The sequence below is a fragment of the Azospirillum canadense genome (assembly GCF_025961225.1).
GTDB lineage: Bacteria > Pseudomonadota > Alphaproteobacteria > Azospirillales > Azospirillaceae > Azospirillum > Azospirillum canadense.
Map to the genome: position 1 here is coordinate 29,367 of NZ_JAOQNG010000005.1, position 16,425 is coordinate 45,791.

Below are 16,425 nucleotides of genomic sequence, written 5' to 3' on the forward strand. Positions count from 1 at the left end.
TCAACACCGTGGCGCTTGGCTAGTCCGCTGGTTCAGTCGGCATACCGCCTCAGGGGAGGTCGCCTCCGCTGGGTGATAGACACGAAAAGCCCGCCGCGAGTTAGATAACGGCGGGCGAGACGAGATTGAGTTGGGTCCACGAGGAAATCTACTTGAGGTCGCTCGTGCTGCCCAGTGTGCATGCGTAGAGGCGCGACCAAGCAGCAGTCCCAAATAGGAAGCCCGCCGTCCGGAGAGGGAGAGGCGGGCAAGGTTAAACTGATGGCGGTGAAAGTTGCCCACCATTGGGCATTAGCAGCCTATGCCATAGCACCGCGCAATCCAGTGGGCATGCGGGTGGGTGTAGTCCTACCGAAGCTCCTCAAAGGGACGCCCGCCTCGGCGAGGGCGAAGCGGGCCAAAGTTGTCCTAGTTCGTTCAGGAACCGTCCAAATGCGCTATGCAGAACATTTGGCCGAGCCTGTTATTCGTCAGGCACACGCCACCGCCACGTTATCCTGCCGGGATAGCTCCCCGAGCGTCCAAGAGCGCTGAAACAACACTTGCGGAGAACGGTCGTGAGGAACGGCTGTGAGGGGGATGGCAGCCCTTCTTGTTCAGACGCCTTGCGGTCGATCATTGAACTGCTGAACCCGCCGGAGCCGCCGAATCCGAAAGGCGGACGGCCGTAGATGTATGGAGCGCCATTTGCGATGTCAGCGGACCCTGTAACTACTCTTCGCCCGCAAGCTTCGCGACGGTGCTTGCGAAACGCGCAACGCTCTGTGGCTACCGCGCCGATGCCGTGACGATGACCATCGCGGAGACCCCCTCAGGACGGATGCCAAGCCCCTCTCCAACCGGGGCCGCGATGGAATCACGCGATGTGCCCCGGATGCGACGCGGCCTGGTCTTGGAGGGTGGGGGTGCAAAAGGCGCCTGGCAGTTCGGCGTCCTTGAGGCATTTGCGCATGCTGGTCTCGAGTTCGATGCCGTTTCAGGTACGTCGGTGGGCGCGTTGAACGGAGCGCTTTGGTGCACTGGCCAGATGGAACTCGGCCGAAAATTGTGGGGCGACATGGCCCGGAAGCGCGTGTTCAAAATGAGGTGGTGGCTTCTCCCGCTTTTCTTAAAAATGATAGGCCGGTTCTACTACGCCTTCCTCCGTGGATATCCTCGCCCTGAGGGAGCATCTGTTCGATTCCTCTATCGCGTCTTTGCTGTGATCACCGCAGTGGCTCCGCTTTCGGCCTACCATAGGATGTGGATGGACCCGGCCTTGCGAGAACCCTCCAGTGCCATCTGGTTGGCCCTCCTTTACATCTGGTTGACCCTCGTTACGGTCTGGACTCTGGCCGATGCGGTTATAGACGCGGGCAAAAGCCCGTTGGGGCGAACCCCGGGCATCGTACTCAGCCTCCTGAGCTGGTTTGTTTATGTGCCATGTTCTCAGCTGGTCTTTGCACGTTTAGGGCGGTCGGCAGGCGACGTGAATGAGGCGGTCCAGGAGCTTGGTCGGGATTTCGGCGTTGTCGCGGTTCTGCCGTGACGTTGCGAAAGTCGGCGCGGTCCACAGTTCGCGGCGAACCAGGGCGAGCGCATCGCTGAAGGTGGGCTCGGCCTTGCGATACCAGCGCACGCCGTCCGGCTGGAGCCCGCGGTCGGCGGCGAGCCGGTCCGCCCACAGCGTGACGAGCGAAAACAGACCGAGCAAGGCCGGCGTGGTGCGCAGGATTGCCAGGTCGGACCATTGCCGCTGCGTCTCGACGCCGAGGTGGCGACGGACTTCGGACAGCGTCACCTCGACGCGCCACCTTTGGACAAACCAGCCGAGGATCGCCAGCGGGTCGGCGGCGGGATCGGTGCTGAGAAACGCCTGCGGCGGTTTCTCGCCTTCGCCGTCACGCACCAGCACCCAGCGGATCGCCACCTGACGGCCGGGGTGGTGCCAGAGCGCCGTGCCCGAGGCGAGGTCGAGCCGGCGCTCCGTCTTGCCGTACCAGCCGCGCAGCGTCACCCGCTGCCACTCGGTCGCCGGATCGGCCAGCCGCTCGTTCAGCGTGGGCAGCCGCGCTCCCTTCACCCGCGGTCGCCCCATGGTCCGCGCGGTGCGCGCCGGGGCCGGCTCATACAGCCCGGCATCCAGGCGCAAGCGGGTGATCACGGTGAGGTGTGCGGCGACGGCGCGCAGCAGCTCGATCGCTGAAAAGCTGCTGTCGGCCACCGCAACCACGGTCCGGCCGGGCAGCCAGCGCGCGGTCTGCAGCAGCGCCTGGCGGGCTTGGTCGGTCAGGAGCTTGTGCCGCCGTCCCTGGCTCTGCGCGGCGCGTTCGGAGGACGCCAGCACGCTCAGGAACGGCAGGGCCCAAACGGCGCCGGCCCAGGGCACGGGGGCGAGCAGCATGACACACAGCCAGCGCAGGCCGCTGACCTTGACGAAGTGGCCGTGGCTGGAGCGCACCGGATCGCGGTAAATACCGCGCATGGCGATCCGTTTGCCCCAGCGACGCTCGATGGTGTCGTCGAGGGCGATGACCACCGGCCCGTGCGGCACCAGAGCGCTGACGAGGAGGTGCAGCAGCACGCGCGCGACGCGCCGGGCCGACCAGCGGGCGGTGCTCAGGACACGGTGATAGACGGCGAAGCCGGCGGCCTGCTCCAGGCCCATGACGCGCAGCGCGCCCGCGACGGTGCGCCGGCCGGTGCACAGCACGGCCCCGGCGACCAGCACCTGGACGTGTTGCCAGTTCGCGGCGGAAAAGCAGCCGATGAAAGGCCAGAGCCACTGGACCAAAGGGCGCGGCACCGTGTTGACCATGAGGGCGCTCCGAGGGATGGCGCCACGGCAACCCGTGCCGGGGGAGGAGATCACGACGGCCGCCAAAAGCGACGCGCTGCGCGAGCGCATCGCGGCCTTCGCCTTTCCGCGCGGCGGGGTCGAGGTGGTGCGCGCCAACCGCGGCTACACGCTCGACAACCGCCGCACCGGCGGGCCAGTCGCTCGCCTACGCCCGACCGGACGCGACGATACGGTTCAGGTGCTCTGGTGGCGTCGCGATGCCTGGGCTGCTCCCGGCGACTTCGGGCCCGTCATCATGCCGCTCGACGAGGCGCTCCACTTCATCGCGACGGAGGGCTTCTTCTGGATCAACGCCTGATCTCAAGCGCTCACAACGTGCAAAGACCAGCTCAGACGGTTCACGAAAGGCGTGGCAATCCGCTATGATTGCGGCTCCCATCGCCGAAGCAGTTGGCCATGCCCGAGGAGCTTTGGAGTGTTGACCTGACACTCTGGCATTCGATGCAACTCAACAAACCACCGTCCTCCGGCAAGCCCGAGGACGCCGAAGCGCCGAGCGGTGACGACAACGCTGCCGACTGACCGTGGCCGCAGAACGACGGTCGGGCCTGTCTCGATCGGTCTCGGCGGCGCTGACCCCAGGCCGACGCCGGCCCCAGGATCTCCGGCGACGTCCTGGCCGCCCTCGGCCAGCCGCAGTCCGACACCCGCTCCTCGGACAGCGCGCACGCTGATCCACGGCCATTCCAACAACCCGACGCGCCCTGCATCCGTGATCCCGGTCGTCGGCACGCGGCTCGGCGGCGCCGATGCCAAGGCGCACTCCGTTGCCATCGGCATTGGCATCGGCATCGGCACGGATGGCCGGGGCGCGGCCATTACGTCCACGACGTCCCACCACGCGGGGAATGGGGGGTGCTCAACCAGCCGTGACCGCGCCACGGACAGCGACCAGGGCGGGCGCCGGTGTGGCGCTCGCCCTGGTCTGCTGCCTCACGCGCCCTGTCACGGCCGGCGGTCGCGGTGACCACGGCGGCGGGGGCGGTGGCCGCGGCATTCCACCCCGACCACCGCGCCATCCCCACCACGGCAAGGGCCTGTCACCACCAGGGCATGGGCGTCGCGAGCGCCGCCAGCGTTCCCGCGGCAACGTACGGCGCCGCCGGCGGCGGCTTGCCCCGCCTGAGGCCGTACAGCAGCGTCCCACAGACCAGGCTCACGCCGGCGAAGGTCGCCCACGCCCAGACGTTGCCACCGATCCACGCCCCGGCGGCGGCCACGAGCCACGCATCACCGTTGCCGAACGCGCTTCCCGTGACGCGAAGCCCCGCATTGACCACCCAGAAACCGCCTCCCGCCAGCACCCCGGCCACCGCCGCGTCACCGGCCGCCCCGGACCCGCCGCCACTCAGCCAATGCCACAGGATCGCTGTCGCGAAGCACACGGCCACCGGTTCCGCCTCGACTCCGTGATGCCGCAGATCGTCCACCAGCACGAACACCGCGCCGGCCGCCGCGACACCGGCCACCACCGGGGCCAGCAGCCCACGCCACCCACCCACACACCCGACGTCCGGCGTCCACCCGGCCGCGACCGACACCGCCGCCACCCAGGCCGCCAGCACCGCCGCCCCGCTCGCCGCCACGACGGCCCACGCCTCCCACCGCGCCACCGGCCGCCCCGACCACCCACCGCCGTCCGTCGCCGCCATCTCCGCCTCCAGCACGGCCATGGCGAGCAACCCGCGCCGGTTCACCCACCCGGCGCCCGCCGCCAGGGCAAGCGCCGCGACCGCCTGGACCAGCACGGCCACGCCCGATGGCGCACCACCCCCGACCGCGGCCACCGCGCACACCACAGCGCCCGCCGTCATCGTTGCGCCACCGTCGCCGCTTCGCTGGTCCGCCCAAACAGCGGCAGCGTCCGCACCGCGTCCCCCGCGGCCACCGTTCCGCTCTCCGCCGGTTGGCCTCCCACAGCGGGTGGCCGCGCCGGTCCCGCCGGTGCCCGGTCGGCAGCCTCCGCCACCGCGCGGGGGTGCACGGTCGACCGCACCCGCGCGCCCTCCACGAACAGTCGCCGGTACTGCTTCACCAGGGCCGCTTGGTACTGCTCCTTGATGCCGGGCGTCGCCGAGTTGTACCGACCCATGGCGTCCCACAGGTCGCCCCTTGCGTCCCGTTTCTTCTCCGCCAGAATGTAGGCGCTCACGAAGATGTTGAAGCAGCCGTCGTCGCGGACCTTGCGAAACGTCTCGTCGGGCGACAGGCCGATCACGCGCGCCAGTTTCGGGATTTCTTTGCTGTTGATCTGGGCCGCGCCACAATCGACGCTCCCGTTCCGGTTCGGCGCCGCGCACTCCCCGACCTTGCCGCGCTCCTGCGCCAGGATCAGCGCGAGCGCCATCGGCGGGTGGCCGAACGCCACCGCCGCCTGCTCCAGGCACTCCATCGTCAACGGCTTGAGCCCCGTCCCGGACGCCGCGGCCACCGCCGCCGATCCGCCGGCGACCACGACGGCGCCCCCGGCCACCGCCGTCATCCGGGCCAGCGACCACAGCGCCCGCCCGGCCGCGCGCACCACCGCCGGCCTCATCGGCTCAGTTTCCCGCTGTAGGCTTCCAGTTTGGGCTCCTGCAGCGTGGACACGATCGCGCCCAGCAACAGCACCGCCTGTTCGAGCAGGACCGTCGTCCGGTAACCCTGCTGGCGCCCGTCGGCCTCCAACGCGATCAGCTCGCGCAGCAGCGGTGCCGCATCCCCAAGCCCGGCAACGCGCGCCGAGTAGTTCGCGTTGAAGCGGTCGCGGTAGCGCATGCGGTCCATGTCCTCCTGCGACACGGCGGAGGCGGTCGGCAAGCCGGCTTCGCTGGCCAAGCTGTTGTAGTACCGCGCGTCCGCCGTCGGCTCGCGGCGCGTGACCAAGATGTCCGCCGCCACATCCTTGGCAAGGTTCTGCCGCGTCTCCGCCGCTCCGCGCGCCAGATACCGCTCACGGCCTTCCGGCAGCGCGAAATCCCGCTCGGTCAACGGCAAGGTCGGGACCGGCTGCGTCAGGTTCTGCGCAACCCAGGTCGCCTGCTTGCGGTCCATGTCATCCACCAGCCGCGCCACGGCCAGGATCGCGCCCGGTTCCCGATCGCCGTTGGGCCGTTTCCCGGCGTCCGCCCGCCCGCGGCACACCGGATCGTCCGGCGCACAGAACGTGTTCAACCGCTCGTCCGCGGTCCGGTTGACCTCCGTCGCCGCCGATCCCCCACCGCCGCCGGTTCCGCTGGTGCGGTTCGCGTTGGCTCGCGACCGCATCACGGCCGTCTGCACCGACTCCGCCGCCTGCGCCACGGCGATTGCGGAGCCCGTCGCCGTCTGGCAGAACGGCGTCGAATACTGGAACCGTTGTGCCGCCTCCACGCGGTCGCCCTGGATGAGCCGCTGCGTGTCCTGGTTGCTCACCGCCTCTTGCAGCAACCCCTGTCCCGCGATGGTGCCGCGGATGTTGCCGCTGATCTGCGCCGCCGCCCCCTGCAACGCCAGCACGAGCGCCGCCGTCTGCGCCGAGAACTCCGCCGCGATGTGCGCGTTCGTCGCCGCCGCGGTGTCGATGACCAGGCTCTGCGTGACCTCCGACGTGGCGAACACCGCCGCGGTCGCCGCCGCGCAGTCGCCACACACGGCCGCCGCGTCCCGCGGCGCTCCCAGCAACGCGCCGCCCGCCACCAGGGCCAGGCCCAGAGCCTGCGCCAGTCCCCGCGGCGCGGCCACCGCCCGTCGCATCACCCGTTTCATCGTCATGAGCCAAGCCCCATACTCTTCTTCATCGACTGGACGGCGTTGCGCTCGACGTCACCGCGGATGCACTCCTGGAACGCCGCGCTGAGATCCTGCATGATCCGGTTGACCCCGCCACGCAGCTTGTCCCGCGTCTGCGGGTCGATGGACTCCTCGCCGTTCGCGGGCTCCCCCGGAGCGCGCGGCGGCCGTCCGTTCTGCACCGCGCCCAGGTACGCCTGCCGGATCGTCGCATCGATCGTCTCCGGGTCGTACTTCCTCTCCCGAAGCTTCTTGGCCTGGCAGGCGCAGATCACCGACACGTCGACGCCGAACCCCAGCGTCTGCGGCAGGCTCTTGTTCCGCTCCACACACCTCTGGAGGAAGTCGCCACGCCCAGCGCCGCTCCCTCCCCCGGATCCGAAGCCCTGCGCGATGGCCACGGTCGGCGTCCCGCTCGCGACCGCCATCCCGACGGCCATGGCGGCGCCCAGCCCCCGCGTCCCCCGGCGCTCAGCGCCCCAGGATCGTCGTGAGAACATTGCTGCCCCCCATGCCTGTGTTCTTGGAGATGATCGGAGGGATCACGCTCGCCGACGGCGATGTGTAAACGGTCCCGCCCGGCGTCCCGATGTTCACCAGCGGACCGCCCAGCGACGCGCAAAAGTCCGCGCCGCCGGCCCCGCCGTTCATGCCGGGCAGCGAGATGCCGACGCCGCACGGCACGACGTCGTTGAGGAACGCAATGGAGTTGAACGCCACCGCGACGACCCGGTTGAACTGGTCGGAGATGAACTGGCAGATCAGACCTTCGGCGAAGTTCAGGATGCCGTTGACGATGGTCTGCAGCGCCCACGGCCCGGCGTTGGAAAAAATGTCCAGGCCCGACAGCATGCTGATCAGCGTTGAGATGCACGCCGACATGATTTTTCCCGGCGGCTGCCGCTCCGAGCGCGAGATGGTCAGCGCGTTCCGCATCCCCGCCGCGTAGGCGGCCCCGTGCGCCTGCTGGACCGTCGGCGCGCACCCGGCCTGCGCCGCCGGCGCCCCCGGCACCGTCGCCCCGCCCTGCCACAGGCCGCCGCCGATGCCCGTCACCGCCGGCGGCGCGTACAGGTCGCCGATGCCGCCGGCCAGAACCGCCCGCGGCACCACCGCCCCGACGCTCGCCACCGCGATGACCAGGACCGCCGCCAGCAGGCGCGCGACCGTCGCCCCGACCATCCGTCGCAGCCCCCCACCCATCACTCCCGCGCCGCGTCTGCCGCTCATCCCATCGTCCTCACATCGGTTGTTCCCGGCCGGACCGTCGCGCCGGCCCGGCGCGGCGGGCCCCAGCGGAGGCCGCGGCGCCGGCTCACGCGGCCCGACCCGGCGACGCCGGCCCAAAGACCGCGGGGCCGGACGCCAGCATCCGCTCCCGGTCCATCGCCACCAGTTCCGCGACAAGGCCATCGATCACCTTCGCCTCTTCAGCGCCGTCCATGTCGCCGCGCTCGACCGCGCGCGTTATCCGCAACTCGATTTCCTTTTCCGCGCCATGCTGCCGGAACGGTTCGTACGCCGCAAGCAGCATCACCGCCCGGCTGAACGAGCGGACCCGGTCGGTGAGCTTGCGCCGCAGTTGGACCTCCTGCGGGTTGGTGGCGACGGCCCACAGTTCGACGGGCGACATGGCGTTGTAGATCAACTGCGCGTACCGCCCGCGCTTGGTGTTGGTGATGGAGAACACCGGCACGCCGAGCTTCGGATCGCGCTTGCCCAGCGTGCCCAGGGCGTCCCGGTGCGCCTCGTCCAACCCAAACAGCGCGCACAGGTCGTTCTTGAACTTGTCGGTCGTCGCCGAAATCACCGTGACGCTGGACGCCAGCTCGCGCATGTCGTCGTCGAAATCGCGCAGGACGTGGGACGCCAGATGGATGCGGATCCGGTACTTCGGCCCTTTGCGCGCCATCTTCTTGATGGCGTCCCGCGTCGCCGGCGCGCCGCCGGTCTCGTGGAACTCGTCGGCCACCAGGACTTTCGGCGTCGCCGCGACGTCCTCCGCCACGCGCAGATGGTGCTCGCGGTACAGCGGGGGTATGGTCCGGTTCGCGGCGACGTCCCGCGGCTCCGTCCACCAGGTTCGCGTGAAGGCGACGATGGTCCAGGTGTAGACCACGGCCGTCTGCTTGCGCGCGGCGTCGCTGTCGCCCTTGCCCACAACGTCCTGCAGGTCGAGCGCGATCACGCGGGCCGACGGCTCAAAGCGCGTCGGCCCCTTGCAGAACACGAACTGGCCGAGCGCCGTCTTCAGCCCGATGCTGACCAGATCGATCAGGCGCCCGTCGGCGTGCTTGGCGAAGTCCTTGCCGATGCTGTCGTCGCTCAGCAGCCGTTCGAGATCTTCGGCGACCGGCACCGCGTAGCGTTGCGCCCGCTTCGATTCCTCGACACACCCGGCCTCGAACAGGCGATCCACGATCCACCACCAGGGCATCGCCGCGCCGTTCGGCAAGCGGGTCGCGATGCCCGCGCGGGCGATGGCTCCGTCGACCGCCGGGTCGCGCCCTGCCTGGTAGGGGTACGAATCGCCGTTGTGGTTGGCGTCGTCGCGCAGGCGGTAGGCATCCTCGATCAAGCGCAGGATCAGGTCGCTCAACCCCTCCGGCGCGTGCCTGGCCTCCGCCGGCATGACGAGAGCGATGAACGCCTCCTGGATCATCGCCAGGTGATCGGCCGGCGGGCGCCGGCACCCCGGCGGCGTGTCCAGAATGTTGATGGCATGCTCGGCGTCGTTGCGCATTTTCGCGTGCGCCACCAGATGCCGCCGCTTCGGCGGCAGGGCTTCCTTGAGCGTCTCGATGATGCCGAGCGAGCCGAAGCCCACGTCGGGAAAGAACACGAACGGCAGCCGGTCCGTCCCGCTCGCCAGGATGTTGCCGAACACCTTGCGCGCCAGCCACGCCGACTTGCCCGACCGCATGACCGCGATCACGATCTCGAAGCAGTAGGCGACCTCCGCGGACCCCTCCTCAATCGGGTAGATCGCCCCGTCCGGGGTCAGGCAGGGCACCGCCCCGTGGCGCCAGGGCGACGCCGCGCGGCGTGGCATCATGGTCAGCGCCTCGGCCAGCGGCGCGTAGCCCTGCACCGCCGTGCTCTCCAGCGACAGGCCCAACGCCGACGACAGCGCTCCCTGCACCGGGTCCCCGCACATCGTCCGCGCCTGCATGGATCCCCACTGCTCGACGCAACGCTTCAATTCCGCCATCCGCATCCGCAGCACCTTCCGATGCTCCGGATGGTCCACCGACACCCAGGTCGCAAACGACAGTTGCCACGTCACGCAGCCGTCCTCCGACGCCCGCTCGCGCACCCGGTCCAACGCTTTCATGATCTTGCGATTCAGGCCGCCCAGCAACGCCGCGAAGGTCGACGCCAGATGCAACAGCGCCTGCCCGATCCCGGACTGCTTCGTCCCGCCCGAGCGCATCTTCATGCTCATGCGGAACGGCACGCCGCCGCCGCCGGCCCGGGCCAGCCGGTCCCGCAGCTGGGCGAAGTCCTGCGGCGCGTGCGGCCCGACCACGACGTCCACCGACGCCACCAGACGCGATCCGAACCGCGCCACCTCCCAGTCGACCCGGTCCACCGACCACGCCCCGGCCGTCAACTGCCGCCCGACTTTGGGCCAGATGATCGCGCTCGGATCCGCCTCCGCGTCGTCGGGCACCATCACCGGCGCTGGATCGCCCGGCAGCACCAAGCGGAACCCGTCCGCCTTCTCGCCCGGCCACAGGCTCTCGAAGATGTCCCGCCCAGCGTCGTGGACCGCGAGCACATCCACCTCGACGCCCACGCCGCTCAGCGCCGCCCGCCAAGCCGACACGAAGCCGTCATGCCGGTTGCGCAGCGTGGTCAGCGCGCGCAGCGGGTTCTGCGCATCCCGTGCCCGCCGGAACGGCCAAGCCTTGAGCGGCCCGGCCGCCGCCGCCAGGGCCTCCTTCTGCTCGGCCGGCGCCATCACCCACGGCATGGTCCACAGCGCCACGTGGCAGGTCTCGCTGCAGGAGCGCTCGGCCAGGAAGGCCTCCTGCGCATCGTGGATCGCCCGCATGTCGAGCCCGATGCTCGTCGCCGCGGCCCGCGCCCCGCGCATCTGGTCCGCCACGGCATCACCACCGCGATCCGGATCGCGGCAGTAGTGGACCTCGACTCCGTAGCCCACATCCGCCATCGTCGACCGCAGATCCTTCACGAGCGCCGCCACGTCCCGGCGACGATCGGCCGCGGACTTGAGGTCGCGCGTGCCCCTCACCCGGAGCACCGTCATCAACGCCCGGTTCCGCCCCACGAACGAGGGGCCGTCGTACGGCTCGTCCGCCGTCTCCAGTTCAACGTAGTGCTCCAGCGGCCGCTCCAGCGCATCCGCCCCTTGACCCGCCAACGACCGCAAAAGCCCAAGAATCACGTCACCCTCCTCCGCCAACCGCCCGCCCCTGTGTCCGGGCCAGGGCGCCAGACCGGCGGCCCCCTGGCCCAAACACCCGCGGCCGCACGCCCGTCAACCCGCCGCCGGCGTGAGCGCCGCGATCAGCCCGGAGAGGCCGAGGGTGGCCATCGAGGCGCCCAGGCCCAGCACAGAGCCCTTGTTGTCGGCCACCCGGCCGCCGTCCTGCATCCCCTCGTAGAGCTTCCACCCGCTGACCGCGGTCCCGAACGCGCCAAACCCGAACATCGCCTTGATCAGCGGACCGTTTCCCGACCAGATGTCGAAATCGTTGACCCGCCCGTCCACCCAGGTCTTGAACGCCGCATGCGCCGGGTCGCTCGCCCCCATCACCGCCATCGGCACGCTGTACAGCGCCGCGTACAGGGCCGCCTGCACCAGTGCGCTGCCCTGCGCCTTGCGGGCGGCGGTCGTCATGATCGTCGTGATGTTCACGGGATGCTCCATCGATTATTGAAAAATGTTGAGGTTCATCGCCGACGCGAGTTCGGCGACGGGTTTCGACAGGTCCGCCAGGACCGCGCCGAGAAACAGGAGCGCAACGACCTTCCGCTCGCTCGTCTCCGAGCGCCCGCGGCCGAGGTCGTACGCCGCGAAGAGGCCGCGCAGCTGGGTGATCCGCCCCACCACGGACAGGAAGGTGAAGACCGCCGTCAGCAACGCGTTCCCACTCGCCACCGCGCCCGCCGCGGCGGCCCCGCCAAGGTTCGCCTGAACCTGCAGGACCGCGTAGCCGTCCGCGGAGCCGCCGTCGGTGAACGGCACGCCCCCCATCGAGGCGGTGAACCCGGCGAAGCCCAGCAAGGCGCTCGCCACCACATACTCGACCGCGATCTGCCGCCCCGTCACGTCTCCGTTGAACTGGGCCCGCTCGTAGGCGTGCCACGACGCGACGGCCGCGTACCAGGACCCGGCCGCCGTGGCCACCACGATGACGACACCGGACAAAGCCGCCGTTATGTCGCCAAGCAGCGCCAGGATTGCGGCATCGCCACCGCCCATCGTCGCCCCCTCTCTCCCGTCGTCCGAGCGCCGCCGAATCAGCCGCCGTGTGGCATGCGCAGCGTGCCGCTTGCCCCGCGCACGACCCAGTCATGGGCGTCCGCGAAGATCGCCGTCACCCGGCCGATGCACGGTGCCTTCTGCCCGACCTCCACCTGCTGAGCGTCCCGCCCGCGGTTGGATATCCACGCCACACCGCCGGCGCCGCCGAAGGTCGCGTCCGTGGCGCCGTGCAACCGGCACCCCCGCCCCGCCACGTCCCGCTCCGCCGCCGTGGCCCGCGCCTCGGCGACCGCGGGCCGCCGCGCCGGCGCCGCGGGACCCGCGCCGGGCGCCGCCTCGGCGACCGCGGGCTTTCCGGCGTGTTTCTTGCGCGCCGCCTCGTCGGCCGCCGCCCGCGCCACCTCCTTAGCCGCCTCCGGATTGACGCCGCCGGTCTTCGCCGCCGCGGTCGTCGGCTTGGTCCCGCCGGCCTGTTCCACGGCGTCCATCCGCGTCGCGACCGCCGCGATGTCCCGCCGCAGCGCGTCCACGTCCGCCCCCGGCCTGGCCGCATCGATCTTGGCGTTCAACGCCGCCACCTGGGCCGAGAGCCCCTCGACCAGACGCTTCAAATCGTCGCCGCCCACGGGCGCGGCCATCATCGACGACGCCCCGCCGGCGGCCACCGCCGGCAGAGCCGCCGCGGCCCCGCCAGCGGATCCTGTCGCCGGCGCGACCGCGGGCATAGCCGGAGGAGCCGCAGACACCGACACACCGCCCGCCGCGGCGCCGGCGTCGGCTCCCACGATTGCAAACGCATCGGTCGGCGGCACAGGCCGGTTCACCCCGGCCGGAACGGCACGGCCGCCCGCACCTCCCTCGGCGCTCATCACCGCCGGCGCAACCGGTGCTTGGCGATCTGACGCCGGATCGGCGCCAGGAGCGCCCCAGCCACCAGCCCCACCACCAGAATTGTGAGCATGCCCGGCCACCATCGCTGTCATCGGATCCACCGGAATCGCGCGCCGTCCGGTCAGGCCGCCCTCCGGCAGGTCGGCCTGATCCAACGCCACCTCGGCGCTCTTGCCGGCACTCTTGAAAAAGATGGCGTGGCCGCCGAACGCCACCATCCCGGCGCCGAGGGCCGCGATCAGGCCGAACCCGATCCGGGCCCCGAGCGCCATTGGCCTTTTCGGCCGCCCGGCCGGCGGCACGACCACGTCCTCCAAGCCGTCGTCCATTCCGGCGACCAACGCCTCCTCGCCGTCGTCCTCGGCCGCGTCGTCATGTCCGGCGCCGGGGTCCGCGGTCGCATGCTCCTCATCCCACGTCGCGTCCCACGCGGCGTGACGGTGCGCGTCGCCGCCTTGCGCGCCGCGCTCCTCGTTGTCCGTCCCGTGGGCACGCGCGTCCTCTTGCTCAGGCGCGTTGCCCTCCCCGTTCGCATACTCCGGGTGGCCCGCGCTCCCATACCCGTCGTGCGTCCCGTTGCCGCCGCCGGGCGCCTGTCCATAATCCGCGTGCGGATCGTGCCCCGCCCACGCTGCCGGGCCCGGCGCCGCCATCTCCGCGTCGCCGTGCACCCCGCCATAGGCGGCGCCTGGACCCGCCGCCGGATGCTCGACCGCGGTTCCCTCGACGATCATCCGGGCATCGGCCCCCGCGCCGTAGGACGGGTCATGGTGGGCATCGGGGCTGTGCTCCGGGCCGCCCTGCCCCGCGACGTTCCAGGCGCCGCCCGGGCGCTGCGCCGGCCAGGCAATGCCGCCGGCAACCGTCCCGCCCGCGGCCCCAAGCGGCAACGACATGCGCTGAAAGGCCCCATACGGCCCTCCGGTCCCGGCGCCATGACCCGCCGCGGCGCCCGTGCCCGCATGACCGTGTTCGGCGTCCCCCTGCATCCCGGTCGCGCCAACGGTCTGGTGATCGTGATGCTGGTCGCTCATTTCCGGAGGTCTCCTTGGCGCACGCCACTCGTAAATTGTATCACCACAGGAAGGTTCGCCGCAACCCGCACCGTCGGCTTCATCTCCCCGGCGTCCTGTTTTAGGATCTGCGACGCTGTTCCAGCGCCGCCCTCCGCGAAACCACCGGCGATCTGCCGTCCCGTGGACGGCTGCGTCTGCGTGACGATGGTGCCACCCAGCCCCGTCCCGACGCTCTGGACCGTGGACACCGGCTGCGACGCGACCCGTCCGGCGATCCCCAGTCCCCCGGCGAAGGCGGGCCAGATGATGCGTTCGAAATAGTAATTGTCCACGTCCACCGGCAGCGCCGGCGACCGCGTCTCCGCGTTCTGCAGGAAGCCCTTCACGGCGTATTCCTGCCCGCGCCAGATCATCCGGGTGATCGTCACGGACGCCGTCTTTTGGCGGAAGGCCGGCGTCCCGTACACCGTCGCCCCGACGAATGGCCCGCCCAGCACCTCGACAACCACCTCCGCCGGCGCATCCGAGTCCGCGGCCACCCGCGTCACCCCATACGCCTCGTGCGCGGCCGCCATCTCCGTCCCGCCGTTGCCACTGTCCACAAACGCGAGCGCATGCCCGCCGCCGGTCCCACCCGCCACACCACCGCTCATCCCCGCCGCCGCCCCCCGTCCGGCGCCTTGGTTCATCGCCGGGGGAGAATAGGCGCTGGGGGTCACCACCGGGCCCACCGACTGGGGCGTCCCCCAAGGCCCACTGCCGGCTGGAGCCCCGGTCGCGTCCCCGCCCGCCACCATGGTCGGCTTGCGGTCCGTCGTCGCCTTCAGCTTCGTGTCGTTGATCGCCCGCACAATGGCGTCCCGCAGCGCCTTCTCGTCGACCGCCGGCACCACCTGGATGGGCGCCTGCGTCACCGGCTGGACCGCCTGAATCGGCTGTGGCGGCGGCGGCGGCGCCGGGTCGAACACGGGGTAGCCCACGGACGTCTTGTTCTGCCGTTCGGCCTCGGTGAAGATCTGGGTGTTCTTGTCCTGGAACGCCTGCTTGGTCGCCGGCGGCAGGTCGGGCGCCCCCGGCGCCTGCGCCACCTTGCCCCCGTCGGCGACGGACGCCACGGCCACCGGCTGCTCGCCGCCGCTGAACACCGCTCGCAGCGCGATCCCCAGCACGGCCACGGTGACCACCGCGCCACCGCCGACCATCAGCGCGCGTTGTCCCAACCGCCGCCGCTTCAATTCAGCCTTTTTCGCATCTGGATCGAAATCTGCGGCCCCACCGCCGACAACCGTGTCGTCGCCAAAGCCCAACGGATCCAGATCGCCCTTTGGCTTGTCGGTCATCGTTCCCCCTCCGTCGCCTTGCGACCGGCGCCGCCAGTGCGCCGGTCGCGCAGGGTCAGACCACCGCTTCCCACCGCATCGGACCGGCCGCCGGCCGCGATTACGGCCCCGTCGCCCAGCACGTCCGCCGGCACCGTGGCGCGCACGACCTTGGCTCCGGCAATCTTGATCTCGACGTCGTTTCCGTCGTCGTCGAACCGCAACACGGGAACCGGCTTCAACCGGTACACATACACCCCCTCCAGGCTCGACATCGCCGTGGGCGTCGGCGACAGCAGAACCATGGACGATCGCACGAACAGCTCCGTCCCAAGGCGCCACGCCCGCGTCCGCCCGTTTCCCTTGTCCACGGGCAACGACACCGCGTCCGGCGGCACGACGCCATAGAGAAACCCGCTCATGGTGTCATCACCGGCCACGAGTTGCGTCCCGCCCAGGTCGTAAGGGGCCACCTTGGCCTTTGGCCCCAGCCGCGGCACCCGCGCGTCGAAGCGCAGGTAATGCTCGTGGCTGCCCGCCTCCAGACGCAACCCGATCGGCGTGTTCAGCCCCTGCAGCCGGCACACGGCCGTTCCATGGTCCACCTCGTTCACGGCGCGGAGGACCAGCACGTGCGTCCCGCCCTTTGGTGCCGCGCCCTCGAATCCCGCCGACACGTCGCAGCCGTTGTCCAGGATCGGCCAGGGCTCCCCGCTCATGTCGATGAAGGTGATGGTCGCCAGCTGGCTCAGATCGAACTTCACGACCGGGATGGGTGACGCCGGATCGAGCGGTACATCCCGCATTACGGTCGCCATCTTCGGCGCCGCCCGGGACCGAACCTGCGCCGTGCGGTCCGACTGCTCGCGCACCGCGCGATGCCCGTCGGCCGGCACCGGGTTCTCCATCCGCAGCGTCTCCTTGACCAGCCGCTCGATCAGCGCCTGCGTCGGATCGGGTGCCGTGAGTGCGCCCGCCCCCGCCCCCTCGCCGCCCGGCCCCGGCGCCGCGGCGGTCGCGGGCGCCGGGATGGCTCCCGCGCCCGCCGCCGGCATCTGCGCCCAGGCCGGGCCGCCGAGCCCCGCCGCCAGAACAGCGCCGCCCAGCAATGCCGCGGTCCACCATTTCCCGATCTCGCCGTTTCGCTGCATGGTT

15 protein-coding genes are annotated in these 16,425 nt (G+C 70.7%); 3 read left to right on the forward strand and 12 right to left on the reverse strand.

Annotated elements, in window-relative coordinates; all coding sequences use genetic code 11:
• Positions 1-874: 874 nt before the first annotated feature.
• On the forward strand, positions 875-1,528 hold the full coding sequence (locus M2351_RS24760; protein WP_264659101.1) for a patatin-like phospholipase family protein: 654 nt from the start codon (positions 875-877) through the stop codon (positions 1,526-1,528).
• On the opposite strand, the gene M2351_RS24765 is transcribed toward M2351_RS24760, so the two are convergent.
• The gene (locus M2351_RS24765) at positions 1,448-2,797 is read right to left on the reverse strand and encodes an IS701 family transposase (protein ID WP_264658735.1); all 1,350 of its coding nucleotides are present in this window, start codon (positions 2,795-2,797) and stop codon (positions 1,448-1,450) included. The genes M2351_RS24760 and M2351_RS24765 overlap by 81 nt on opposite strands.
• Positions 2,798-2,813: 16 nt before the next feature.
• Here M2351_RS24765 and M2351_RS24770 point away from each other — a divergent pair, with 16 nt between their 5' ends.
• Together M2351_RS24770 and M2351_RS24775 are read left to right on the forward strand one after the other, a co-directional pair.
• A complete protein-coding gene (locus M2351_RS24770; protein WP_264658736.1) occupies positions 2,814-3,137 on the forward strand; it encodes a hypothetical protein in 324 nt (107 codons plus the stop codon).
• A 98-nt stretch (positions 3,138-3,235) separates the two neighbouring features.
• Positions 3,236-3,361 carry a hypothetical protein gene (locus tag M2351_RS24775; RefSeq protein ID WP_264658737.1) on the forward strand — a complete coding sequence of 42 codons (126 nt, stop codon included), beginning with the start codon at positions 3,236-3,238 and terminating at the stop codon, positions 3,359-3,361.
• Between the two features lie 518 nt (positions 3,362-3,879).
• Here the strand turns inward: M2351_RS24775 and M2351_RS24780 are convergent.
• The 11 genes from M2351_RS24780 to M2351_RS24830 form a co-directional block, all read right to left on the reverse strand.
• Positions 3,880-4,653: a hypothetical protein gene (locus tag M2351_RS24780; RefSeq protein ID WP_264658738.1), complete on the reverse strand. Its 774-nt coding sequence runs from the start codon at positions 4,651-4,653 to the stop codon at positions 3,880-3,882.
• Complete coding sequence (locus M2351_RS24785; protein WP_264658739.1) at positions 4,650-5,375, reverse strand: lytic transglycosylase domain-containing protein; 726 nt, start codon at positions 5,373-5,375, stop codon at positions 4,650-4,652. The genes M2351_RS24780 and M2351_RS24785 overlap by 4 nt, the downstream gene beginning before the upstream one ends.
• The gene (locus M2351_RS24790) at positions 5,372-6,571 is read right to left on the reverse strand and encodes a hypothetical protein (protein WP_264658740.1); all 1,200 of its coding nucleotides are present in this window, start codon (positions 6,569-6,571) and stop codon (positions 5,372-5,374) included. Before M2351_RS24790 ends, M2351_RS24785 begins: the two co-directional genes overlap by 4 nt.
• On the reverse strand, positions 6,568-7,089 hold the full coding sequence (locus tag M2351_RS24795) for a hypothetical protein (protein ID WP_264658741.1): 522 nt from the start codon (positions 7,087-7,089) through the stop codon (positions 6,568-6,570). The genes M2351_RS24790 and M2351_RS24795 overlap by 4 nt, the downstream gene beginning before the upstream one ends.
• The gene (locus tag M2351_RS24800) at positions 7,061-7,819 is read right to left on the reverse strand and encodes a hypothetical protein (RefSeq protein WP_264658742.1); all 759 of its coding nucleotides are present in this window, start codon (positions 7,817-7,819) and stop codon (positions 7,061-7,063) included. Before M2351_RS24800 ends, M2351_RS24795 begins: the two co-directional genes overlap by 29 nt.
• A gap of 85 nt (positions 7,820-7,904) precedes the next feature.
• Entirely contained in the window at positions 7,905-11,000 is a 3,096-nt protein-coding gene (locus tag M2351_RS24805) for a hypothetical protein (RefSeq protein WP_264658743.1), read from the reverse strand.
• A 93-nt stretch (positions 11,001-11,093) separates the two neighbouring features.
• Positions 11,094-11,474 carry a hypothetical protein gene (locus M2351_RS24810; RefSeq protein WP_264658744.1) on the reverse strand — a complete coding sequence of 127 codons (381 nt, stop codon included), beginning with the start codon at positions 11,472-11,474 and terminating at the stop codon, positions 11,094-11,096.
• Between the two features lie 15 nt (positions 11,475-11,489).
• Entirely contained in the window at positions 11,490-12,041 is a 552-nt protein-coding gene (locus tag M2351_RS24815) for a hypothetical protein (protein ID WP_264658745.1), read from the reverse strand.
• 38 nt (positions 12,042-12,079) lie between these two features.
• Positions 12,080-13,969: a hypothetical protein gene (locus M2351_RS24820; protein ID WP_264658746.1), complete on the reverse strand. Its 1,890-nt coding sequence runs from the start codon at positions 13,967-13,969 to the stop codon at positions 12,080-12,082.
• Positions 13,966-15,291 carry a hypothetical protein gene (locus M2351_RS24825; RefSeq protein ID WP_264658747.1) on the reverse strand — a complete coding sequence of 442 codons (1,326 nt, stop codon included), beginning with the start codon at positions 15,289-15,291 and terminating at the stop codon, positions 13,966-13,968. The genes M2351_RS24820 and M2351_RS24825 overlap by 4 nt, the downstream gene beginning before the upstream one ends.
• The gene (locus M2351_RS24830) at positions 15,288-16,421 is read right to left on the reverse strand and encodes a DotH/IcmK family type IV secretion protein (RefSeq protein ID WP_264658748.1); all 1,134 of its coding nucleotides are present in this window, start codon (positions 16,419-16,421) and stop codon (positions 15,288-15,290) included. Before M2351_RS24830 ends, M2351_RS24825 begins: the two co-directional genes overlap by 4 nt.
• Between the last annotated feature and the right edge of the window lie 4 nt (positions 16,422-16,425).

What these genes read in the sequence shown, in the direction of transcription:
- M2351_RS24760 (WP_264659101.1), top strand. Translation starts at nt 875, where the DNA reads ATGCGACGCGGCCTGGTCTTGGAGGGTGGGGGTGCAAAAGGCGCCTGG.
- M2351_RS24765 (WP_264658735.1), bottom strand. Translation starts at nt 2,797, where the DNA reads ATGGTCAACACGGTGCCGCGCCCTTTGGTCCAGTGGCTCTGGCCTTTC.
- M2351_RS24770 (WP_264658736.1), top strand. Translation starts at nt 2,814, where the DNA reads ATGGCGCCACGGCAACCCGTGCCGGGGGAGGAGATCACGACGGCCGCC.
- M2351_RS24775 (WP_264658737.1), top strand. Translation starts at nt 3,236, where the DNA reads ATGCCCGAGGAGCTTTGGAGTGTTGACCTGACACTCTGGCATTCGATG.
- M2351_RS24780 (WP_264658738.1), bottom strand. Translation starts at nt 4,653, where the DNA reads ATGACGGCGGGCGCTGTGGTGTGCGCGGTGGCCGCGGTCGGGGGTGGT.
- M2351_RS24785 (WP_264658739.1), bottom strand. Translation starts at nt 5,375, where the DNA reads ATGAGGCCGGCGGTGGTGCGCGCGGCCGGGCGGGCGCTGTGGTCGCTG.
- M2351_RS24790 (WP_264658740.1), bottom strand. Translation starts at nt 6,571, where the DNA reads ATGACGATGAAACGGGTGATGCGACGGGCGGTGGCCGCGCCGCGGGGA.
- M2351_RS24795 (WP_264658741.1), bottom strand. Translation starts at nt 7,089, where the DNA reads ATGTTCTCACGACGATCCTGGGGCGCTGAGCGCCGGGGGACGCGGGGG.
- M2351_RS24800 (WP_264658742.1), bottom strand. Translation starts at nt 7,819, where the DNA reads ATGAGCGGCAGACGCGGCGCGGGAGTGATGGGTGGGGGGCTGCGACGG.
- M2351_RS24815 (WP_264658745.1), bottom strand. Translation starts at nt 12,041, where the DNA reads ATGGGCGGTGGCGATGCCGCAATCCTGGCGCTGCTTGGCGACATAACG.
- M2351_RS24820 (WP_264658746.1), bottom strand. Translation starts at nt 13,969, where the DNA reads ATGAGCGACCAGCATCACGATCACCAGACCGTTGGCGCGACCGGGATG.
- M2351_RS24825 (WP_264658747.1), bottom strand. Translation starts at nt 15,291, where the DNA reads ATGACCGACAAGCCAAAGGGCGATCTGGATCCGTTGGGCTTTGGCGAC.
- M2351_RS24830 (WP_264658748.1), bottom strand. Translation starts at nt 16,421, where the DNA reads ATGCAGCGAAACGGCGAGATCGGGAAATGGTGGACCGCGGCATTGCTG.